Origin of the sequence: Paracholeplasma manati, assembly GCF_025742995.1 — a bacterium.
Taxonomy (GTDB): domain Bacteria; phylum Bacillota_I; class Bacilli_A; order Acholeplasmatales; family UBA5453; genus Paracholeplasma; species Paracholeplasma manati.
Map to the genome: position 1 here is coordinate 263,409 of NZ_JAOVQM010000003.1, position 20,199 is coordinate 283,607.

Here is a 20,199-nt window from a genome sequence, read left to right on the forward strand (position 1 = left end):
ATTCATTCCTTTATAGATTGATTATACCAAAAGATGGCTTTATTATGGTATAATAAACAAGAATTAGAGGTGGTTTATTTGAGTAAAATAAACGCTAAAAATTATGAATCTAAACAAAAAGAGCGTTTTGATACGCTTTTTCGTGATGTTCTAACCGCTTACGCCATCACCAATGAAACCGGACATCAACTCAAGGCGACCCGTGTATCTTTGGAAAATTTATATGATCAAATCCATGAGATGAATCGACAATATGAAAATTCACTCATTCGATATACCAAAGATTATTCCATTCAGCTCTCTGAAATCAATAAAACCCATCAAGATGCCTTACACCTACTCGACGCACAATACGCCGAATCTTTAAAACAATTCAAACAACAAATCGTCGATGAAAACATCGCAGCCAATAAGAAATTAACTGATATACACCTCAATTTCCAACGTCAAACACAGCAGACCAACATCCATGTGTATCGTGCTTTGCTCGAGATGAAGCAACGTCATCAAGAATTGGATTTTGAATACGAACAAGCACGCGTTTCCTATCAAAAAGCCATCGATGAAATAGAAAAAATTAAGGAACAAAACTTAAAAGACATCGATAAACAATACGAAAACGAACTTAAGGACAACAAAGCAGCTGATCAAGCGAGACAAGCACGTTTGAGTACTGAAATTCAAACCATTCAAACCAAAAAACAATCCGAACAAACCGATTTTGACGAATCCATCCTGAAAGTCAAAACGGTATTTAACCGTGTAACCATCAAATTTAACCAAAAAATTCGCGATATTCAAAAGAAATATCAAAAAATCATGGGTCAACAAGAGGCCGATATTCAATTAGAGATTGAGCAAGTCCAACAAAAAATGGATGCATTAAAAGTGGATTATCAAGAAAAGGATCGCTTAACTAGGAATGATTTTGAAAATGAACTCATCAAATACGATGCCCGTTTAGATCAATTGAAAGTAAACTATGAATCCAATAAAGAACAAATCATTCGTAACTATTCACGAGATATTACCGTTAATAATTCAAAACTTGCCAATACCAAAGAACACATCAATCAACAGATCACATCCTTAGAGCGAATGACTCAACAACACCGTTTAGAATTATCCAAAGAAAGTACCGATTATCTTGAACAGTTAAATGCCATCAATAAAAACTACATCAGAGAAAAAAACGCTTTGGAATTACAAGCCAAGCAGGCGATGAAGGATACTTCTGCTTTAAATCGTTTGCGTGCGAAACGTCATCAAAACGAACTGCTCAACCATGAGTTTGAATACATCAAAACTCAAGAAATCTATCGGTTAAAAAGACGCATCTCTGAGCGTTTCAAAGACCAAGAACTGCGTAAACACAAATATGAATTTGATCGAGACTGGTTAAAACTCAGCGAACAAAACAAAATGCTGGAAAAACGATTGTTCATTGAAAATCAAGTACTCCGTGAAAAACAAGGCCTGGTCATCTATCCTTATGAAGCCATGGTCTTATTGGCCCGTGAAATTCATGACGCAGAAATGAATTACCGTACGCTTGAAAACAACCATTATAAACAATTGTTTAGCCTCGAAGAACGCAAGCTCAACTATGTTTCAACGTTGGATGAAAACACGTTGAAACACGAAAAAAACAAGATTATTTTAAAACATGAATTTGACATTAAGCGCACCAACGTGGTCGCTTATTTGGATATGGAATATGCAAAAAACAACTTATCGGGCCAAAAACTCATTTTTGATGAACGAAAAAAGGCGTTTGAATTACATTATCAAAAACGTGAAAAAGCGTATTTAATAGAACAAGATAAAGCCAAAGAAACCCGCATGTTTGAACAAAAAATGATTTCATTCGAACAAAAACTATTGTCACAAATCATTGAGGTTCAAGAATCCAAGGCTTTAATTGAATACGATTCAACCGTTGAACTTGAGAAGAGCCGTCACACTAAAGAGATTGGCATTCGAAAAGCCAAACGTATTCTCGATACATCCATGAATGAAACCCAACGCCAAAAACGTTTATTTGATATCTACTTTCAAATGTTACTCGTGATGCAAAACGAGTTTGAAAATGTATTGTTATTGTTAAGAGATATCTATCAAACGTCTTCCATCCAACAATGGCGTGGGTCTTTGAAGTTCATCCTCGAAGTACTCGAAACACAAACCGCGTTAAAAACCGCATTGATCGAAGAATTAGAAACAGAAACCACCGCTTACTACCAAGAAAAAATAAACGAACTGACGGCATTCAAGTATATGAACTTGAAAGAATCCATCATCAGTGACTACGAATCTGAACACAAGTTATACCATGAACAAATCGTGATGTTGGATGAACAATTAAAATCATTGAGAGCCAAAAGTGCCGATTTGTTCCAGCAAATCGCCCACCTTGAAAATGAGAATGCCAACATCGAATCGACCAAAGCATTGATATATGACCAAATCTCTAAAATCACATCGAGATTATTGTCCAAACAACAGCGAAAAACCGCACGTAATCTCCAAAATGAATTGGCAACATTGAATAAAGAAATCCACAAGAACAACGATTTAATCCGCCATATCAAAGAACAAATCCGTAAAACCAATAAAGAGATGCAAAGCCTCGACAAGAACCACAAGCCTCTAGAATTAATGCTTGTGAAAATCGAACGAAATCGCGCTTTACGTGAAAAGAATCTTGACCGTTCTCAATATGAAGAAGGTCGTGTATACTATGATTCAATTGAAGCTATTCACACCCTAACTACCCAAATTTTCAAAACCAATGATCATCTTTTTTTAGAAACAAAGGCAGCTTTAAACCTATTAGATTCTGATTTAATATTGGAAAAATCGTTTTCCAAGTCCTATATTCAATTGACGAAAGAAGCGGTGAAAACCCGTACTCAATTCTTGAATTATCATAAAAAAGGTATTCAATTGTGTGACCAACAATTCACGCAAATCCGTTTTGAACAACATCGAATCATGAAAGAATACGAAACCGCTTTTGACCTCACAAAACACAACATCGACGATACCCTTGAAAAACGCATTCAAAAGATGACGGATAAATTGCGTGAGCTGGAAAATTATCGTGAATCGTTTACCCGTGTTCAACAACGTCAACTCCAAACTCAAATCAAAGGAATTGATCTCGAATGGAAACATTTCAACGAACAGCACGACGAAAAAACGTTGGCTGGGCTTAAAGCCTATCAAGCGGTGATTGACCGTCGTGACGACCTTCTTCTCGCAACCAAACTGAACACCGACAGTGTGATTGCAGAGCTTGAAAATAACTTTAAAGCGGGTAATTTGAACATCGATAACCTGAATGCATTGAGTTCTAAAGAAATATCGAAAAAGATGTTTGTCATTGACAATGACATCAAACAAGCTACCCTCGTATTTGATGAAAAGGTCGCATTCTACGCTGAAAAAGATGGGGTTGCGAGAACCAGAATCCATGAAAACTTAAATCAAAGCCGATTGAAATCCAATAAAGCCATGACACAATTTGCGTTTGATATTGAAATCATGAAACTCCAAATGGAACGACATGCTCGACATGCAGATCGAATTGCCTCACGTAAGATCAAGCATTTGATGCTCCGTGAACGTCTCGCTAAAATGCCTTTACACCGTGAAGCAGGCAAAACGATTAAACGTCGTAAACACCTCGCTAAACGGGCTTGGGCAGTTAAACAAAATAAACTCATCCAATAAAAAATACCACCGTTTTAAAGTGGTATTTTTTTCTATTATGCGCGTTGATCTAACCAGTTTACAATGTCTTTCAATACTTCATCTCTATCTAACTCATTCAAGATTTCATGCCAATCATTCGGATAAATCTTCAATGTCTTATCGGTTTGTGATAATAAACCAAACAGACGTTGACTGAATTCCACAGGGACAATCTTATCGAGTTGACCGTGCAACATCAATATCGGCTTGTTGTGATAAATGATGTTTTTATTGAGGTGTTTAACCCCTTTAACGAACATTTCACCAATCAAATTGATATAGTATTGTTTTAAGACCAATGGGTCTCTCATATAATCGTCTTCTACTTTTTCGATGTGCGATAACATATTTCGTGCGAGATTGTTTTTTACCTGTAAGAAACTATAATACTTAAAGCCAATATAGCGGACAAACTGAACATCTTTAATGTAGTTGGTTGGTCCAGCACTGGTGATGGATGCTTCAAAACCATTGTCTTTGGTCATGTATAAATGGGTGATGAGCGCTCCCATGGAATGTCCAAATAAAATGTTTCGTTTGCCTTTGTGTAAATTGAAAACCGTATCCACATCGTCTAAAAAGTCTTGATAAGAACGGATGTATCCGCGTTTGCCTTCTGATTTACCATGTCCTCTTAAGTCAAATCGAACCACAGAATATCCCTGTTGGTTCAAATAAGCAACCACATGGTCATAACGACCTAAATGTTCTGCAATCCCATGGACAATAAAAATACGCTTTTTTTCGTTTGGTACTAGATTCGTAACAATGTTTAGTTTCATGATGACGTTCTCCTTACCTTTATTATAAAATAAAAAACACACTTTCATGCATAAAAAGTGTGTTATTTTAAATTAATTTGTAAATTCGAATTCGTACTCGAAGACTCTGACGTTATCACCGGATTGAACCCCTGCTTTACGTAGGGCTTCATCGACGCCATAACTTCTGAGTTGTCTAGCGAATCGTTTAACGTTTTCTTCTTTGGTAAAATCGGTTCTCATGAACAAACGATACAAGCCTTCTCCCTTGACCACGAATACGCCATCGCTGGCTTTTTCAATGGTGAAGAACGCCTCTTCTTTATTCTTGATGTAATTCTTATGCACTTCTGCAATCTCAAATTTAGGGGTGATGTCGACCAATTCCATGGCGCGATAAACCAATTCTTTGAGGCCTTGTTTGGTGACCGAAGAAATTGGAAATACTTCATAGGCATCGCCAATTTGTTCTTTGAATTTTTCGAGGTTTTCCCAAGCATTCGGTAAGTCCATTTTAGACGCCGCGATGATCATCGGACGTTTTAGTAAATCGTAGTTGTATGATTCTAACTCTTTGTTGATCTTTAAAAAGTCTTCATACGGGTTCTTTTCTTCTAACGAATCCATTTCAACCACATGGATGATGACACGGCATCGTTCGATGTGTTTTAAGAATTGAATACCCAAACCTGCACCGAGGGACGCCCCTTCGATGAGTCCAGGCAAGTCAGCCATCACGAAACTCTTATTTTCACTGACATAAACAAGACCTAGATGCGGTTCTAGTGTGGTAAAGTGATATTCTGCAATTTTAGGTTTAGCACGTGATACAGCCGAAATGAGGGTGGATTTCCCAACGGATGGGTAACCAACCAAGCCAACGTCGGCCAACACTTTCAATTCGACACGTAGATTTTTACTTTCACCCAAATCCCCTTTTTCACAAATTTCTGGTGCTGGGTTACGATGGGTTGCGAAAGCTTCATTTCCACGACCACCACGGCCCCCTTTAGCCAACAACAATTGTTGTCCATGCATCGTTAAATCACCAATCAACTCATTGGTGTCTTGGTCATAAACGATGGTGCCGACAGGTACTCTAAAATACGTATGCTCAGCATTACGGCCATTTTGTGATTTGTTGAGACCATGGGTCCCATCTTTCGCAGTTAAGTGTTTGTTAAAAGATAAGTCTAATAAGGTTGAAATGCCTTCATCTGCCACAAAATAGATGTTACCGCCAGACCCACCTGTACCACCAGCTGGACCACCGTACTCCACATATTTTTCGCGTCTGAATGCGACGATACCATCGCCACCACGACCACCTTTGACTTTAATTTGTACTTCATCTTTAAACATGGTGAACCTCCTGAATTGAAAAAAAAGGATAAGTCGGGCTTATCCTTCGTAGACTGAAACTTGTTTTTTATCTCGGCCAACACGTTCGTATTTGACGGTTCCGGTTACTTTAGCGAATAAAGTATCGTCACCACCACGACCAACGTTGTTACCAGGATGTACTTTTGTTCCGCGTTGACGGTAGATAATAGAACCAGCAGTGCAGAATTGACCATCTGATAGTTTTGCGCCTAGACGTTGAGCTGCTGAATCGCGTCCGTTACGAGATGAACCCGTACCTTTTTTCGATGCGAATAACTGAATGTTTAATTGTAACATGTTATCCCTCCTTTTGGTGTTTTATATATTTAGGGTATTGTAGTTCTAGTTCTTTGAGCGTCTCTTCTAAATTGATCAAGACATACTCAAGATTGGGATTGGATTGAATCACCTTCAAATCGAAGAAACCTTCTTCAACGGATACGGTGTAATCCCCTTTAAAGCCCATTCTTTCTAAAAGATTGGCAGAAAGGATGGTCGCTGTAGATACTGCAGCACAAACGATGTCTTCGCCATGCTTTTTATAGTTGGCGTGTCCACTCACACGAATGGATGAAATCGTTTGGTCCTTACACACATGATATTTAATCATATGTTGTTATTAAGCGTTGATGGATTCAACGACTAGTTTTGTATAGCTTTGTCTGTGACCTTGTTTGCGTCTGTAGTCTTTCTTAGGTCTATACTTGAAGACAATAATCTTCTTGCCTCTACCTTGTTTAACGACTTTCGCTGTAACAGATGCGCCATTTACCAATGGATTACCTACGATTGTAGATTCACCACCGATGAGTAAAACTTCATTAAAGGTAACCACTTCGTCTGCTTGGACATCTAGTTTTTCAACGTAGATTTCTTGACCAACTTCAACTTTGATTTGTTTACCACCAGTTTTAATCATTGCGTACATTACAAATACACCTCCTTATTTATGTTTGAAGACTCACTATCTAAGGTAATGGATATATCCATATTTATAACCTGTTCTATGTGGTATTCTTTGCAACGCTACTATTTTACCTTAGTTATAAACTAATGTCAATCGTAACCCTCACTTTTTTTAAAATTCTGTAGATTCTTCGTCCTTATTGCGTTTAAACATATCGAAGAACTTTTGAGGGAAATGGATGATGGAGTCTTTGACCACGATTGGGATCATCTTTAAAGATTCCATAAATGCACCTTTTTGAATGGCTTTCTTGCTCAATTCTTTGCTGTCTGCGAATAGATATTTTCGCGTAACTACGCCAATTCGAATAGTAAGTAAGCCATTGGTAATGCCTTGTGCTACAGAAGACATAACAGGCTTAATGAGTGGGATTTCTCCCAACATGTTTGCAGTCGATGTCGGTAAAATGTCATTTAGGTTGATATTTTCTAATCCTTCAGCAATCAATGCGGTACTGAAGACATTGATGGTGAGTTTTGCAAGGTTTTTATAACTTGGTCTAAATCCACAAATTTGGACCAATTCTTTGATCATTCGTATATTGACAACGACGACTGTAAACAAGTCCAAACGACCGTTTTGTGAAATCGCTGTTGAAATCAATACCGTTTTCGCATGCTTCATGATGACTTGATTCATCTTCTTTTTCATGGTTGAATTATAGATTTCGTTGAGTGCGAGTTGTAACGCTTCTGGATTATTCAAAGCGAGTGCTAATTTGTCTTTTTCGGTTTGAGAAATTTCATCGCGTTCCATCAAATTTTTCGAGACGCGTTTATAGGTTTGATAACGACGATGCGTTGGTTTATCGTCCATGACAGTTTCAATCGAAAAGGCTGGTGAAACCAAAATGATTCTGACAGGATTGATGATGAGAATGTAAGTTAATAAGAAAGATACACCATAAAAACCATAAGCGACATACTCATGGATTTTAGCTAAACGTTCACCGATATCGATGATGGATGACACCAAGATTAATAAGAATAGAATCATCACACCAAACGCAATGGCTACCCAAAACTTCGTACTGGTACTCGCTTTTTGTTTAGGTTGTTTAGGTTCTTTTTTTGTTTCTATTTGTAAGGGCTCTTTGTTGTTTGCCATAAACTCACATCCTTGAGTCTATTATATAACAAAACTAGATAAAATGATATTTACGATTTTCCTTAATCGAATAACACTCATTTTTGCCCATTACAATGTGGTCAATAACAGCGACACCCATGATTTTTGCAGATTGTTCTAATTGCTCGGTAGCGCGATAATCCGCGAGTGAGGGAGAGGAATCACCCGAAGGATGATTGTGCGCAAAAATCACGGATGCAGCTGCGAGTTTAACCGCGTGTTTAAAGACTTCTCTAGGGTGAATATTCGATTGATTTAGGGTACCAATATAAAGCCTTTTTGTCGCGATTATTTGATTTTTCATGTCCAAGTAAATGGTGTAGAAATGTTCTTGTTCTAAGTGACTTAACTGGTGTTTTAAATGATGATAAATATCGGATGCGGTTTGAATTTGTGCGACTTTTTCCTCGCGATTTTGCAGGATTCGTTTGGTCAATTCAACGGCTGCTAATAACGTACATGCTTTTGCCATACCGATACCAGGCATCATCACCCATTCTTGGTAACTTACTTTCTCAAGCTCTTTGAGCTGGTCAAACCGGTGTAATACTTGTTTGGATAATTCAATCACCGACTGTGATTTTGTCCCAGTATGTAATAAAATAGCCAACAACTCATAATTCGATAATGTTTCAACCCCGTGTTCAATCAATCGCTCACGTGGTTTATCTTCAGTCATCATTTCTTTAATCAATAACATCGAATCACCTCTACATATATATACCAATCTGTCCAATAAAAAAAGAAAACCCCGCCATTAAGCGAGGTTAAATCGATTGAGCAAGTAAGGTCTGATGAATGATACAAAATAGAGCGATCCCGTAATGACCAAAATATCGTCTGGTTTAGCATCCTTAATCAAGGTGTCTACAGCAACCACTGGGTCTTCAATAGCTCGTTTATGAGGGTGCGGGGTTTGTTCCAACAATACCGACAATTCTGCTACCCTCTTATAATCAAAATGGGTCACAGTTACCGAAGATGATATCGATGAAATCATCTCTAGCATCAAACTGGTTTCTTTGTCTGCCATCGCACAAAATAGGCTGTGAATGACACGGTTCGGATACATCGTTTGAACACTATTGACGAGTGCTTTAATCCCATGACGATTGTGAGCCCCATCTAGGATAACCATTGGGTTTCTTGATAACACTTCGAATCGACCTGGCCATACTGTTTCATGAATCCCATCTTTAATGGAACGAATAGGAATTTTAGGAAATAAATAGTTCACAACGGCGATGGATAAGGCTGCGTTCTTCGCTTGATATAGGCCTTGTAAACCAGTTTCATAATGATGATATTCATAACTGAATTGGAGCGGTTCACTCGATTCAATTTGAATCAAACCATCGTGAATGTGATAGAGTCTTGAGTCCTTTTCTAGACAAGCTGTTTCAAACTGAGGCATCAATTCGTTATCTACCGATGTGAATAAAGGAATACCTGGTTTTACGATACCCAATTTATTGTAGGCAATCGATTCTAGTGTATTGCCTAATTGTTGCATATGATCAAATCCAATGTTGGTAATGACACTTGCAATCGGCGTGACAATGTTGGTCGCGTCTAACAACCCACCCAAGCCCACTTCAAGGACGACGATATCGACTTTTTGATCCCTAAAGTACACTAAAGCAATCAGTGTGACGAGTTCAAAAAATGACAAGGTTTCACCGTAAGTAGAACTAAAGGATTCATTGAACGAAACCATTTGATTGATATAATTCAACAAGACGTCATCTGGAATCATTTCCAAATTCACTTTGATACGTTCGTTAAATTTGAGGATGTAAGGCGATGTGTATGTACCAACCTTCATGTGTTTGTTGAGGATGGTAGAGATATAACTGACGACAGAGCCCTTACCATTGGTACCACCCACATGGATGATTTTATAAGCATCCTGAGGGTTACCCAACGCTAAAGCAGCGGCACGCATTCGGTCTAAATCGGTTTTAGGTTTAAATTTGACTTGGTGTTCAATCCAAGCCACTGCTTCTTCAATGTGTTTGAACATATTAGCCTAGTTTCTTCATCAACGCATCGTATTGTGCTTGATAATTGTTCATTTTAGCCTTTTCTTCTTCAACTTTTTCAGGTTTTGCGCGATTGACAAAGTTAGGGTTTGACAACATTTGTTTGACACGTTCAAGTTCTTTCGTGATGGTAGCGAGCTCTTTTTCAAGTTTCGCTTTTTCTTCAGACTCGCTGATGATATCACTCTTTAAGACATAGAGTTCGTACCCAGAACCCGCGAGTAAAATGGTCTCTGCTTTGAGTGATTCTTGTGTTGAAACTAAGAGTTCATTGCTTCTTAAGAAATAAGCTAGGATGTCTTGTTCTGCATTTAAGAATGCTAGATTAGAAACGATTTCCATCGTCAATGGTTTTGAAGGTGTAATGTTCATTTCTTGGCGTAGTTGACGGACTTTAGTTACCATTTCGAAAATGACATTAACAGATTTTAATGTCGATTCAAAGGTGTAAGTTCTCACCTCAGGCCACGCTGCAATCATAATCGATGCTTCACCGGTGAGGTTTTGATATAGACGTTCTGTAACAAACGGCATGAATGGGTGTAATAGTTTAAGAATTTGTTTGATTACATATAACAATACCTTTTGGGTATTTTCTTTACGTTGGTCTTTTAACGTGACTTTCGCAATTTCGACATACCAGCTTGCAAACTCATCCCAAATGAAATTATATAAAGTACGAGATACTTCACCGAACTCGTATTTTTCATAATTTTGGTCAACATCCTCAATGACGTCATTCAATCGACCTAAAATCCATTGATCGTAAATCGATAAGGATGCCTCGTCAAAGTCATCTTTCTTATCTTCGATGTTCATGTCGATGAAGCGAACAATGTTCCAAAGCTTATTGATGAAGTTCCATGAAGACGCGACTTTTTCGGTTTCATAACGTAAATCTTGTCCAGGGGCTGCGTTGGTTGATAAGAAATAACGCATCGCATCGGTGCCATAGGCTTCGGATACGTCCATAGGATCCACGCCATTACCTAAAGATTTTGACATTTTACGTCCATGTTCATCTCTAACTAAGCCATGCATTAAGACTTGTTTAAATGGCGATTGATCTGTAAATTCAACGCCTTGGAAAATCATGCGGGCAACCCAAAAGAATATGATATCATAGCCAGTAACGAGGACATTGGTTGGGTAATAACGCGCCAAATCCGTTGTTTTTTCTGGCCAACCCAAGGTTGAAAACGGCCATAATGCACTGCTAAACCACGTATCTAAAACGTCTTCGTCTTGGGTATACCCTTCACCTGGTTTTTCAATGGAAACGACCACTTCATCGCCTTTATACCAAACTGGGATACGATGTCCCCACCATAATTGACGAGAAATACACCAGTCTTCAATGTTTTCCAACCAGTTTAAATAGATCTTTTCAAATCGTTTTGGCACAAACTCGGTATCACTTTTCGCAATCGCTGCCTCAACGAGTGGTCTCATCTTAACGAACCATTGTAAGGATAATCTTGGTTCAACCACAACGCCTGTGCGTTCAGAATGACCAACATTATTGACATAATCTTCAATTTTTTCAACTAAGTTTGCTTGTTTTAAATCTTCAACCAATTGTTTACGGCACTCGAAACGTTCTAAACCGTTATATTTAAATGCCATCACGTTCATATGACCATCTTCAGTCATACATAATGGCATACCTAAGCCATGACGTTTACCAACTTCAAAGTCATTTGGGTCATGGGCTGGGGTAACTTTTACAACCCCTGTACCAAAGGTCATATCGACATAATCGTCGGTAATGATGGGAATTTCGACCTGTGTGTTTGGTATATATACCTTTTTACCAATGAAGGATTGATAACGCACATCGTCTGGATGTACCATCAATGCTTGGTCAGCAAACATCGTTTCAGGACGGGTGGTCGCGATGACCATGTACCCTGATCCATCGATGAGTGGGTATCTAAAATAATAGAGTTTACTCTTGGTTTCAACAAATTCAACTTCAATATTCGATAAAGCAGTTTTCGCTTCAACATCCCAGTTGATGATGCGATTGCCTCGATAAATCAAGCCCTTTTCATAGAGTTTGATGAATACTTCTTGAACCGCACTCGATAGTTTTTCATCTAAAGTGAAACGTTCTCTCGAATAGTCTAATGACAACCCCAAGACACCCCATTGGCGTTTGATATGGGCCGCATATTCATCTTTCCAAGCCCACGCTTGTTCTAAGAATTTTTCTCTACCAATATCATAACGTGAAATGCCCATTTTCTTGAGACGTTCATCGACTTTCGCTTGCGTAGCGATCCCAGCATGGTCCATGCCTGGTAAAAATAATGCATCATAGCCTTGCATACGTTTACGACGGATGATGATGTCTTGTAAAGTACCATCCCAAGCATGCCCTAAATGGAGTTTACCAGTAACGTTTGGTGGTGGAATCACAATACAAAATGGTTGTTGTTTCTTGCCTTCCGCTTCAAAATAGCCTTGTTCAAGCCAAAAGTCATAGAGACCTGCTTCAACGGCTTTATGGTTGTATTTTGTATCTAGTGTTGTTGCCATAATAGTTTATTCTCCTTATACATATCGATGGTTATTTCATATTCAGCACAGGTTTTGCGCACTTTAAAACCAAATAAATTAAAATCTTTTTCAATATTTTTTTGATAGATGAAACCACATTTTTCAATCACGCGTTGACTCGCGATATTGTCGGTGAAGTGCCCACATCCGATGATGTCTATATTGGTTTGTTCGAATGCATAAACAATGAGTGCTTTCACTGCTTCTGTCATCAACCCTTGACCATGGTAGGCAGGATGAAGGACATAACCTAGACTTCGAAAGGTTGATTTTTCATCTTCATCTTTGTGTAATCCAATGGTCCCAATCAAGGTATCGTTGTCTCGTGTAGTGATTCCCCAGACTTCATTGGTTCGAATCATGTAATTGAGAATATTGGCCGATTCTTCAACCGATTTATGCGGTGTCCATCCCGCTTGTGGTCCTACCTCATCGGTTTTTGCATAATCAAACATCGCAGCTGCGTCACTTGGTTTTAAAGCCCTGAGCACCAAGCGTTTGGTCACAATACGTTCCATGTTCATCACTCCTAAAATAAGAAAAGTCCCTAAGAATTTGCATTCTTAAGGACGATTGATCGTGGTACCACCTTAATTCTATTCACAAAAAGTGAATAGCACTTCATTACCGATAACGGGGTCATCCGAATTGAGTTACTCTGCGTTCACTCAATCAACTCCAGGGCTACCTTCAACAAGTCACATCAGATTTTTCACCAACCAATCTGTCTCTATTATGTGGGGTTTGCTTACTCTTCCCATTCTTCGTTTGATTTATTGTAACATATAATTTTAAGGTTGTAAATACAATGACCTAGGGTTTAAGGATATATAAAATACCGATGGTTCCTTTGCCACAATGGGTAGAGATGACACAACCTGCGAATGTTTCATAAAGATTTTTAGGCATGCCAATTTCAGCTACTTTTTCCTTCATATAAACCGCCGATTTTTCTGCCAATGAGTGCGTAATCATCACATAATCAGGGTCAATTTTATCATAAAGTGCGGCATAATCTTCTAACATATAATCCAATGCTCTGGTCATTTTTCCAATGGCTTTTTTATAGACATCCAATTTACCATCATTGACTTGAATGATTGGTTTGATGGCTAATACACCACCTAAAAAAGCAGATAAGGCACTACATCTTCCGCCTTTATAGAGGTAATCCATCGTTTGAATGGCAAATTGACTTCTCACACGTGGTGTGATTTCATCGAGTTGATTTTTGATGTCTAAAGCACTCAATCCTTGGTCTCTAAGGTCACAACCTTTAAGGACAACCAGTCCAACACCTGAGGACAAGTTGTTTGAATCGACCACATGAATTCTCGATTCATCCACCATGTCTTTAGCGATTAAAGCACTTTGATAAGTACCAGATAATTTAGAACCGATGGTAATACAAACGATGTCGAATCCTTGTTCAATGAATGGGGTAAATTCATTCACAAAGTCACCGGGTGAAACCGCAGCGGACTTTGGTAAAAACCCAAGTTCATCGACTTTGGCGTATAGTTCTTCTGTGGTTAAATCGACACCATCACGATAGCTTAAATCCCCGAAATTGACATAGAGTGGTGCCACATGGATTCCACGGCTTTCGATTAAAGATTTGGTTAAATCACACGTCGAATCTGTCATTATGATTACTTTATTCATGTAGGTCCTCCTCAAATATGGCGTGTATTTTTTCGATGCCTCTTTTCGATTCACTGGATGTTGGAATCATTAAAACTTCAGCATCATTGAGTTGTGATTTAATCATGTTTACATTTTTTGAACGTTCACTTTGGTTTAATTTATCTTGCTTAGTCAAGAGGATGGTCACTTCATACCCTGCCCGTTTCATCGAACCATAGACTTCAATGTCATCTTTGGTTGCACCAACTTTCATGTCAATTAACATGAAAATGCGTTTCAATGAATCTCTGTTTTGGATATAATTTAAAAGCATTTGTTGGAACTGCGCAATGGAGGTTTTACTGCGTCTTGCATAACCATAACCTGGAGCATCCACCAAATAGATTTCATTATTGATATTAAAGAAATTCATCGTGATGGTTTTACCTGGTTCTGAAGAAGTTCTCGCTAAATTTTTACGATTGACTATGGCATTAATCAATGAGCTTTTACCCACATTACTACGCCCTAAAAAAAGATATTCAGATTTTAGTGCTTCTGGATAATGGGACTCATCTGTCCCACTTTTAACAAACTCAGCACTTCTTATTATATACATATAGAATCACTCATTTCGAAACCATTATACCATAAAATGTTGTATTTTTTTCTATAGGTTAATCGAATAATTTACTCCAAACAAAAAGCCCATTACTGGGCTTTTCATTAATGTTTGAAGGCAACTTCGAATACTTCAGAAATATTCGCTACTGAAATGATCTTTAAGGCATTTCTAACTTCGACAGGGATGTCTTCAATGTCTTTTTCATTTTCTTTAGGAATTAAGATGGTTTTTAAACCACTGCGATGAGCTGCAATCGATTTTTCACGAAGCCCACCAATCGGTAAAACGTACCCTCTTAAGGTCATTTCACCCGTCATACCAACCTCTTTATCGATGAGTTTACCGGTAATGGCTGATAGGATGGCTGTGGTAATGGTGATACCCGCAGATGGACCATCTTTAGGGGTCGCACCTTCAGGTACGTGAACGTGAATATCATGCGCATCAAAGAAGGCTGGATCAATGTTAAATTTATCTGCATTCGCTTTGACATAGGATAGCGCAGTAATCGCACTTTCCTTCATCACATCGCCGAGTTTACCCGTTAAGGACAACGCGCCTTTGCCTTTGAAGAAAGTGACTTCAACCGATAGTGTATCTCCACCAAATTGGGTATAAGCCAATCCGGTTGCAACCCCTACTTGGTCTTTGACATCTGCTAGGTTGTGGGAGAAGCGTTGCTTACCTAAATAGTGTTCCACATTGTTTAATGTGATATCGATTCTTGGTTTCTTTTCCATTAAGATTTCTTTGATACCTTTACGGATTAAGGTGCCAATGAAACGATTGAGTTCACGAACTCCTGCTTCTCTGGTGTAGTGACGGATGATGTGGTAGACCGTTTCATCTGTGATTGAAAATTCTTTATCGCTGATGCCATGGGCTTTCAATTGCTTGTCAATCAAATGGCTTTTTGCGATATTAAATTTTTCAAATTCGGTATAAGAAGACAGTTCGACAATTTCCATACGGTCACGTAGTGGTGCTGGAATGTTTTCTAAGTAGTTTGCAGTAGTGATGAATAAGACTTGTGACAAATCGTAATTTTCTTCCAAATAGTGGTCAGAGAATTTCGCATTTTGTTCTGGGTCTAAGACTTCAAGCATGGCTGACGCTGGGTCACCTTTATAGTCCGAGCTCATCTTATCGATTTCATCGAGTAAGAAGACTGGATTAATGGTTCCCGCATTTTTCATACCGGTTAGAATACGGCCTGGTAAAGCGCCAATATAGGTTCTTCTGTGGCCACGGATTTCTGATTCATCACGAACACCACCTAAGGATTGTTTGACGAATTTACGACCAAGTGCATCTGCGATTGAGATTGCCAATGAGGTTTTACCAACCCCAGGAGGCCCAACCAAACAGAGGATGGTTTGTGGATTCTTCTTTGTCGATATTTTAACGGCTAGATATTCCACAATGCGGTCCTTAACAGAAGTTAATCCGTAGTGATTTTTGTCTAATTTTTCTTGAACTTTCTTTAAATCATTCGAATCTTTGCTTGCTTTTTTCCAAGGTAAAGCGACTAAGAAATCCAAATAGGTTTTGATGATGCCAGACTCCGCCATCGCTGGTGGGGTTGATGAATAACGAGCCAATTCTTGTAGAGCTTTTTCTTCAATTTCTTTTGGCATTTTAGCTGCTAAAATCTTGGTTCTAAGTTCATCGACTTCATCTTCTTTACGTGCCTTGTCCCCAAGTTCATTTTGGATTGCACGCATTTTTTCTCTAAGGTAGTATTCCTTTTGGGATTCATCAATGGACTTTTTAACTTCTTCGTTGATGTGTTGTTCGAGTTCCGAGACCATCTTTTGTTTCGCAATGTCTTCTAAGACCATTTTTAGACGGGTATTCAAGTTTTGTTCAGCTAAATAACGGTACTTATCTTGTTCATTGCCTTTAAGACCAGCCACGATGGTGTCGACCAATTTATCGGTGGTTAAACCAGATTGAACGGTTCTAACCACTTCTTGTGCGTTATTTAAAACGACATTCGCATTGGTTACAACATCATTCATGACCATGCGAACCAAGGTCATTTCTTGGTCAACATCGGAGACGATGGTTTGTGTTTCTTCGTATTCCGCAACGAAAAACGGTGAAGTTAAGAAATACTCTTTCACTTTAATACGCGAAACGACATTGAATTTTGCTTTTAAGTTGCCATTTGGTAACTTCAATTTCATGGTGGTTTTTGCAAGCACACCATACTCTTCTATGTCCGCTGGTGTCGGATTTTCGATGAGAGGATTCTTTTGAATCAAAATTAAAATGTAATTGCCAAATGAGTTTTCCGATTCATCCAATGCTTTGAATGAAATAGGACGTCCGATTTCAGTCCTAAAATCGTTGTTTGGAATAGGCACGATGCCCCTAACAACAATTGCCGGCAGGTTTTTTGATTCCATATCATCACCTCTTGATATCATTATATACAAGATTATCTTGTTGTGTCATTATTATACATAAATTCCCCATAATTTGCAATCGAAACACTTGAGTGCCAATCATGGTTTTAAATAAAGGACACCGAGGTGCCCTAAATCCATTAAACTTCTTTAACGCTTGCAGTTAATAAATCAATCGCTTTGTTGAATGTGACTTCATTAGTGACCACTTCTGGTTCTAATTGCTTTTTCACATCAGCTACGCTTAATTTATACATTTGAGCGATTTCTTCGTATTTCGCATCGATTTCAGCTTCGGTTGCAACGATGTTTTCTTTTTGTGCAACGGCTTCGATGACTAAGCTTGTCAATACTCTGTCTTTGGCTTGTTTATTCATTTCTGCATTGAATTGATCCATGGTCAATCCGTTGAGTTGAACGAACATTTCAAAGTCGATGTTGTATTGTTTTGCTTGGTTTTCTACGTTTTTACGTAATTGGTTGACTTCTTGGTCGATCATTTCTTGTGGGATATCTACAGTTGCATTGTCACATGCAAATTTGACAGCAGTCCCTGTGACACGATCGGCTTCACTGGATTCTTTTTGTTTTTCTAAAGATGCCTTGATGTCAGCTCTTAAAGCTTCAACGGTTTCAACACCTTCACGCTTTAATCCAACCACAAATGCATCATTCAATTCTTCAAGCTTAGCTACTTTGATTTCGTGTAGTTTCACTTTGAAGACTGCTGGTTTACCAGCTAGGTGTTCTGCTTGGTATTGTTCAGGGAATTGGACATTAACGTCTCTGGATTCACCTATTCTTAAACCAACCATACCATCTTCAAATCCTGGAATAAATTGACCAGAACCGATGACTAATTCATAGTTTTCTGCTTTGCCACCATCAAATGGTACATTGTCAACAAAACCTTCAAAATCGAAAATTGCAGTATCGCCATTTTCTAAAACGTCGGTTGCTTTCGCTTCTAACGATGAGTTTTGAGCCAATAACTTTTTGATTTCAGCTTCAACTTCAGCTTCGCTTGCAACTAAATTCTTCTTCGCAACTTCAACACCCTTATAATCGCCTAAAACGACTTCTGGTTTGATTGGAACGATGATAGAAACAGAGAAAGCTTCGCCTCTTTTAACCGATTTAATGTCTAAATCGATTTGTGGTTCACCGACAACAACGACGGATTTTTCATCAAAAATATGTTGATATAAATGGCTAATGACGTGGTTTAAAGCATCTTCATATAGTGATTCTACACCAAATTTATTTTCAAATATGTTTCTAGGCACTTTGCCTTTTCTGAACCCTTTTACTTCGACATTTTGAACCGCATGTTCAAAAGCATGATCTAGTCCATGTTCGAATTCGTGCGGGGTTACTTCAAATGTAAACTTTGCACGATTTGTTGATAGTTTTTCAAATTTCATTGTATTTCCTCCTGAGCCTATTTAATTATAGCATAATCTTCTTTTTTGTAAATGTTTTTACCCACTTTATGTAATAATATGGGTAGTTTAACTTCCACCATGGTTGTGATATAATGGTATTGATAAGAAAATCCCTAAGGTATTTTCAGATTGGAGGGCTCTATAAATGAAGAAATTCTTCGGTTGGGTACGCAATACGATTGTCGTCCTTGGTTTGCTCTATGTAACGAGCATTTTTGTCGATATTCGCATTGAAGGGGTCCCACTAAATACTGTATACGAAACAGCTGCTAAAGAAACGTTCAAGTTCGTCGAAGATTTGATTGAACGTATCCGTAAAGAACCTGAAGTCAGTGCGTTGACCGTCACTCGTAATGAGGAGGGTCAATATGTCTTCGCTACCACCATAAAAAATGTGAAGGAAGACGAACTCATTTCAATCACAATTGATAATGTAGTTTACACCGAGTTCGAGGTCGAAGATAAACGTACATACATCATTGTTAAGTTTGTTGCAGACGTTACATTCGAGCCTGGTGAAGCCAACAAACAGTTTACAGTCAATAACATTCGCTATACCAGAAATGATACAGAGAATATACTAAATGCTGACATCACTGGTACTGCTTTTAAATCGATTGATCTAGCGATTGTAGAAGCCAGAAAAAACAGTGTTATAGGCATATACAATTGTGTTGAAGGTGAATTTACCACTACTTGCAGTTCATGGGGTTCAGGTGTCATTTTTGATCGAGATACCCGAGAAGTGACTGTAGGTTTAAATACCTTTAATGAATATGACTACTACATCATCACCAATGCCCACGTGGTTGAAGGTGGTTCGATTTATCGTATCTATTACAATGGCAATGAGCTTAACGACCGCGCTACCTTGGTTGGTACATACACCGATGACACAGATTTAGCCATTTTAAAATTAACCACAAGAGCACAATTGCTCGTATTAAGTGACAATCAATTTGTTACGAAGACCGCTTTACCAGTCTATCAAGGACAAACCGTATTTTCCATCGGTTCACCCGGTGGTCCACAAAACTTTAATACCGTTAAAGAAGGCATTGTTACGGCGTTAAATGTGCCAATCAGTTTGGGTAATGATTCTAGTTTGTGTCCAAATACATGTAGTTCATTCCAAACCAATGCTGCATTGGGTGCTGGGTCTTCTGGTGGTGCCATGTTTGACAGCGCAGGCAACCTGATTGGTATCCATTTTGCTGGTAATGAAGAGAATACCGTGTCTTCTGAAATACCGATGTCAAAAGTATTTGAGGCCATTGAAGCAATTTTGAATGAAGAATAAATTAAAAGGAACTTTTCATCCACCGAAAAGTTCCCTTTTTTTCATTTACTAGGAAAGTTCGTCTTTTATTGTTCTATCCGATAACAATTGATTTGTGACTTTTATAAAATTTTCTCTAAAACAACATTTAAAATGCCCTCTTTCACTACTTTATATATAATTAAATATTCATGTAAAATATATATTTTATGAG

16 protein-coding genes and 1 other annotated feature are annotated in these 20,199 nt (G+C 38.3%); of the genes, 2 read left to right on the forward strand and 14 right to left on the reverse strand.

Annotated features, from left to right (window positions below; all coding sequences use genetic code 11):
- Positions 1-78: 78 nt before the first annotated feature.
- Positions 79-3,735, forward strand: coding sequence for a coiled-coil domain-containing protein (locus N7548_RS05525; RefSeq protein ID WP_263608471.1), 3,657 nt, complete (start codon positions 79-81; stop codon positions 3,733-3,735).
- A gap of 35 nt (positions 3,736-3,770) precedes the next feature.
- Here the strand turns inward: N7548_RS05525 and N7548_RS05530 are convergent, their stop codons facing one another.
- The 14 genes from N7548_RS05530 to tig all read right to left on the reverse strand — a co-directional run bounded on the left by N7548_RS05530 (position 3,771) and on the right by tig (position 18,685).
- Positions 3,771-4,538, reverse strand: coding sequence for an alpha/beta hydrolase (locus N7548_RS05530; protein WP_263608472.1), 768 nt, complete (start codon positions 4,536-4,538; stop codon positions 3,771-3,773).
- A gap of 72 nt (positions 4,539-4,610) precedes the next feature.
- Positions 4,611-5,879 carry a GTPase ObgE gene (gene obgE / locus N7548_RS05535; protein ID WP_263608473.1) on the reverse strand — a complete coding sequence of 423 codons (1,269 nt, stop codon included), beginning with the start codon at positions 5,877-5,879 and terminating at the stop codon, positions 4,611-4,613.
- A gap of 39 nt (positions 5,880-5,918) precedes the next feature.
- Positions 5,919-6,197 carry a 50S ribosomal protein L27 gene (gene rpmA / locus N7548_RS05540; RefSeq protein ID WP_263608474.1) on the reverse strand — a complete coding sequence of 93 codons (279 nt, stop codon included), beginning with the start codon at positions 6,195-6,197 and terminating at the stop codon, positions 5,919-5,921.
- 1 nt (position 6,198) lies between these two features.
- Positions 6,199-6,510: a ribosomal-processing cysteine protease Prp gene (locus tag N7548_RS05545; protein WP_263608475.1), complete on the reverse strand. Its 312-nt coding sequence runs from the start codon at positions 6,508-6,510 to the stop codon at positions 6,199-6,201.
- A gap of 9 nt (positions 6,511-6,519) precedes the next feature.
- Complete coding sequence (rplU, locus tag N7548_RS05550; protein ID WP_263608476.1) at positions 6,520-6,828, reverse strand: 50S ribosomal protein L21; 309 nt, start codon at positions 6,826-6,828, stop codon at positions 6,520-6,522.
- A 150-nt stretch (positions 6,829-6,978) separates the two neighbouring features.
- Positions 6,979-7,974 carry a YcjF family protein gene (locus N7548_RS05555; protein WP_263608477.1) on the reverse strand — a complete coding sequence of 332 codons (996 nt, stop codon included), beginning with the start codon at positions 7,972-7,974 and terminating at the stop codon, positions 6,979-6,981.
- Positions 7,975-8,008: 34 nt separating this feature from the next.
- A complete protein-coding gene (radC, locus tag N7548_RS05560; protein WP_263608478.1) occupies positions 8,009-8,695 on the reverse strand; it encodes a RadC family protein in 687 nt (228 codons plus the stop codon).
- A 57-nt stretch (positions 8,696-8,752) separates the two neighbouring features.
- Entirely contained in the window at positions 8,753-10,018 is a 1,266-nt protein-coding gene (locus tag N7548_RS05565; protein ID WP_263608479.1) for a bifunctional folylpolyglutamate synthase/dihydrofolate synthase, read from the reverse strand.
- A 1-nt stretch (position 10,019) separates the two neighbouring features.
- A complete protein-coding gene (locus N7548_RS05570) occupies positions 10,020-12,578 on the reverse strand; it encodes a valine--tRNA ligase (protein ID WP_263608480.1) in 2,559 nt (852 codons plus the stop codon).
- Positions 12,563-13,117 carry a GNAT family N-acetyltransferase gene (locus N7548_RS05575; RefSeq protein WP_263608481.1) on the reverse strand — a complete coding sequence of 185 codons (555 nt, stop codon included), beginning with the start codon at positions 13,115-13,117 and terminating at the stop codon, positions 12,563-12,565. Before N7548_RS05575 ends, N7548_RS05570 begins: the two co-directional genes overlap by 16 nt.
- 44 nt (positions 13,118-13,161) lie before the next feature.
- Positions 13,162-13,373: a binding site (T-box leader), on the reverse strand.
- Between the two features lie 39 nt (positions 13,374-13,412).
- Positions 13,413-14,264, reverse strand: coding sequence for a DegV family protein (locus tag N7548_RS05580; protein ID WP_263608482.1), 852 nt, complete (start codon positions 14,262-14,264; stop codon positions 13,413-13,415).
- Entirely contained in the window at positions 14,257-14,844 is a 588-nt protein-coding gene (gene yihA, locus N7548_RS05585; RefSeq protein WP_263608483.1) for a ribosome biogenesis GTP-binding protein YihA/YsxC, read from the reverse strand. Before yihA ends, N7548_RS05580 begins: the two co-directional genes overlap by 8 nt.
- A gap of 107 nt (positions 14,845-14,951) precedes the next feature.
- Positions 14,952-17,261, reverse strand: coding sequence for an endopeptidase La (gene lon / locus N7548_RS05590; protein ID WP_263608484.1), 2,310 nt, complete (start codon positions 17,259-17,261; stop codon positions 14,952-14,954).
- 140 nt (positions 17,262-17,401) lie between these two features.
- The gene (tig, locus tag N7548_RS05595) at positions 17,402-18,685 is read right to left on the reverse strand and encodes a trigger factor (protein ID WP_263608485.1); all 1,284 of its coding nucleotides are present in this window, start codon (positions 18,683-18,685) and stop codon (positions 17,402-17,404) included.
- A 166-nt stretch (positions 18,686-18,851) separates the two neighbouring features.
- Between tig and N7548_RS05600 the strand changes: the two genes are divergently transcribed.
- Positions 18,852-20,006, forward strand: coding sequence for a S1C family serine protease (locus N7548_RS05600; protein ID WP_263608486.1), 1,155 nt, complete (start codon positions 18,852-18,854; stop codon positions 20,004-20,006).
- Positions 20,007-20,199 lie beyond the last annotated feature (193 nt).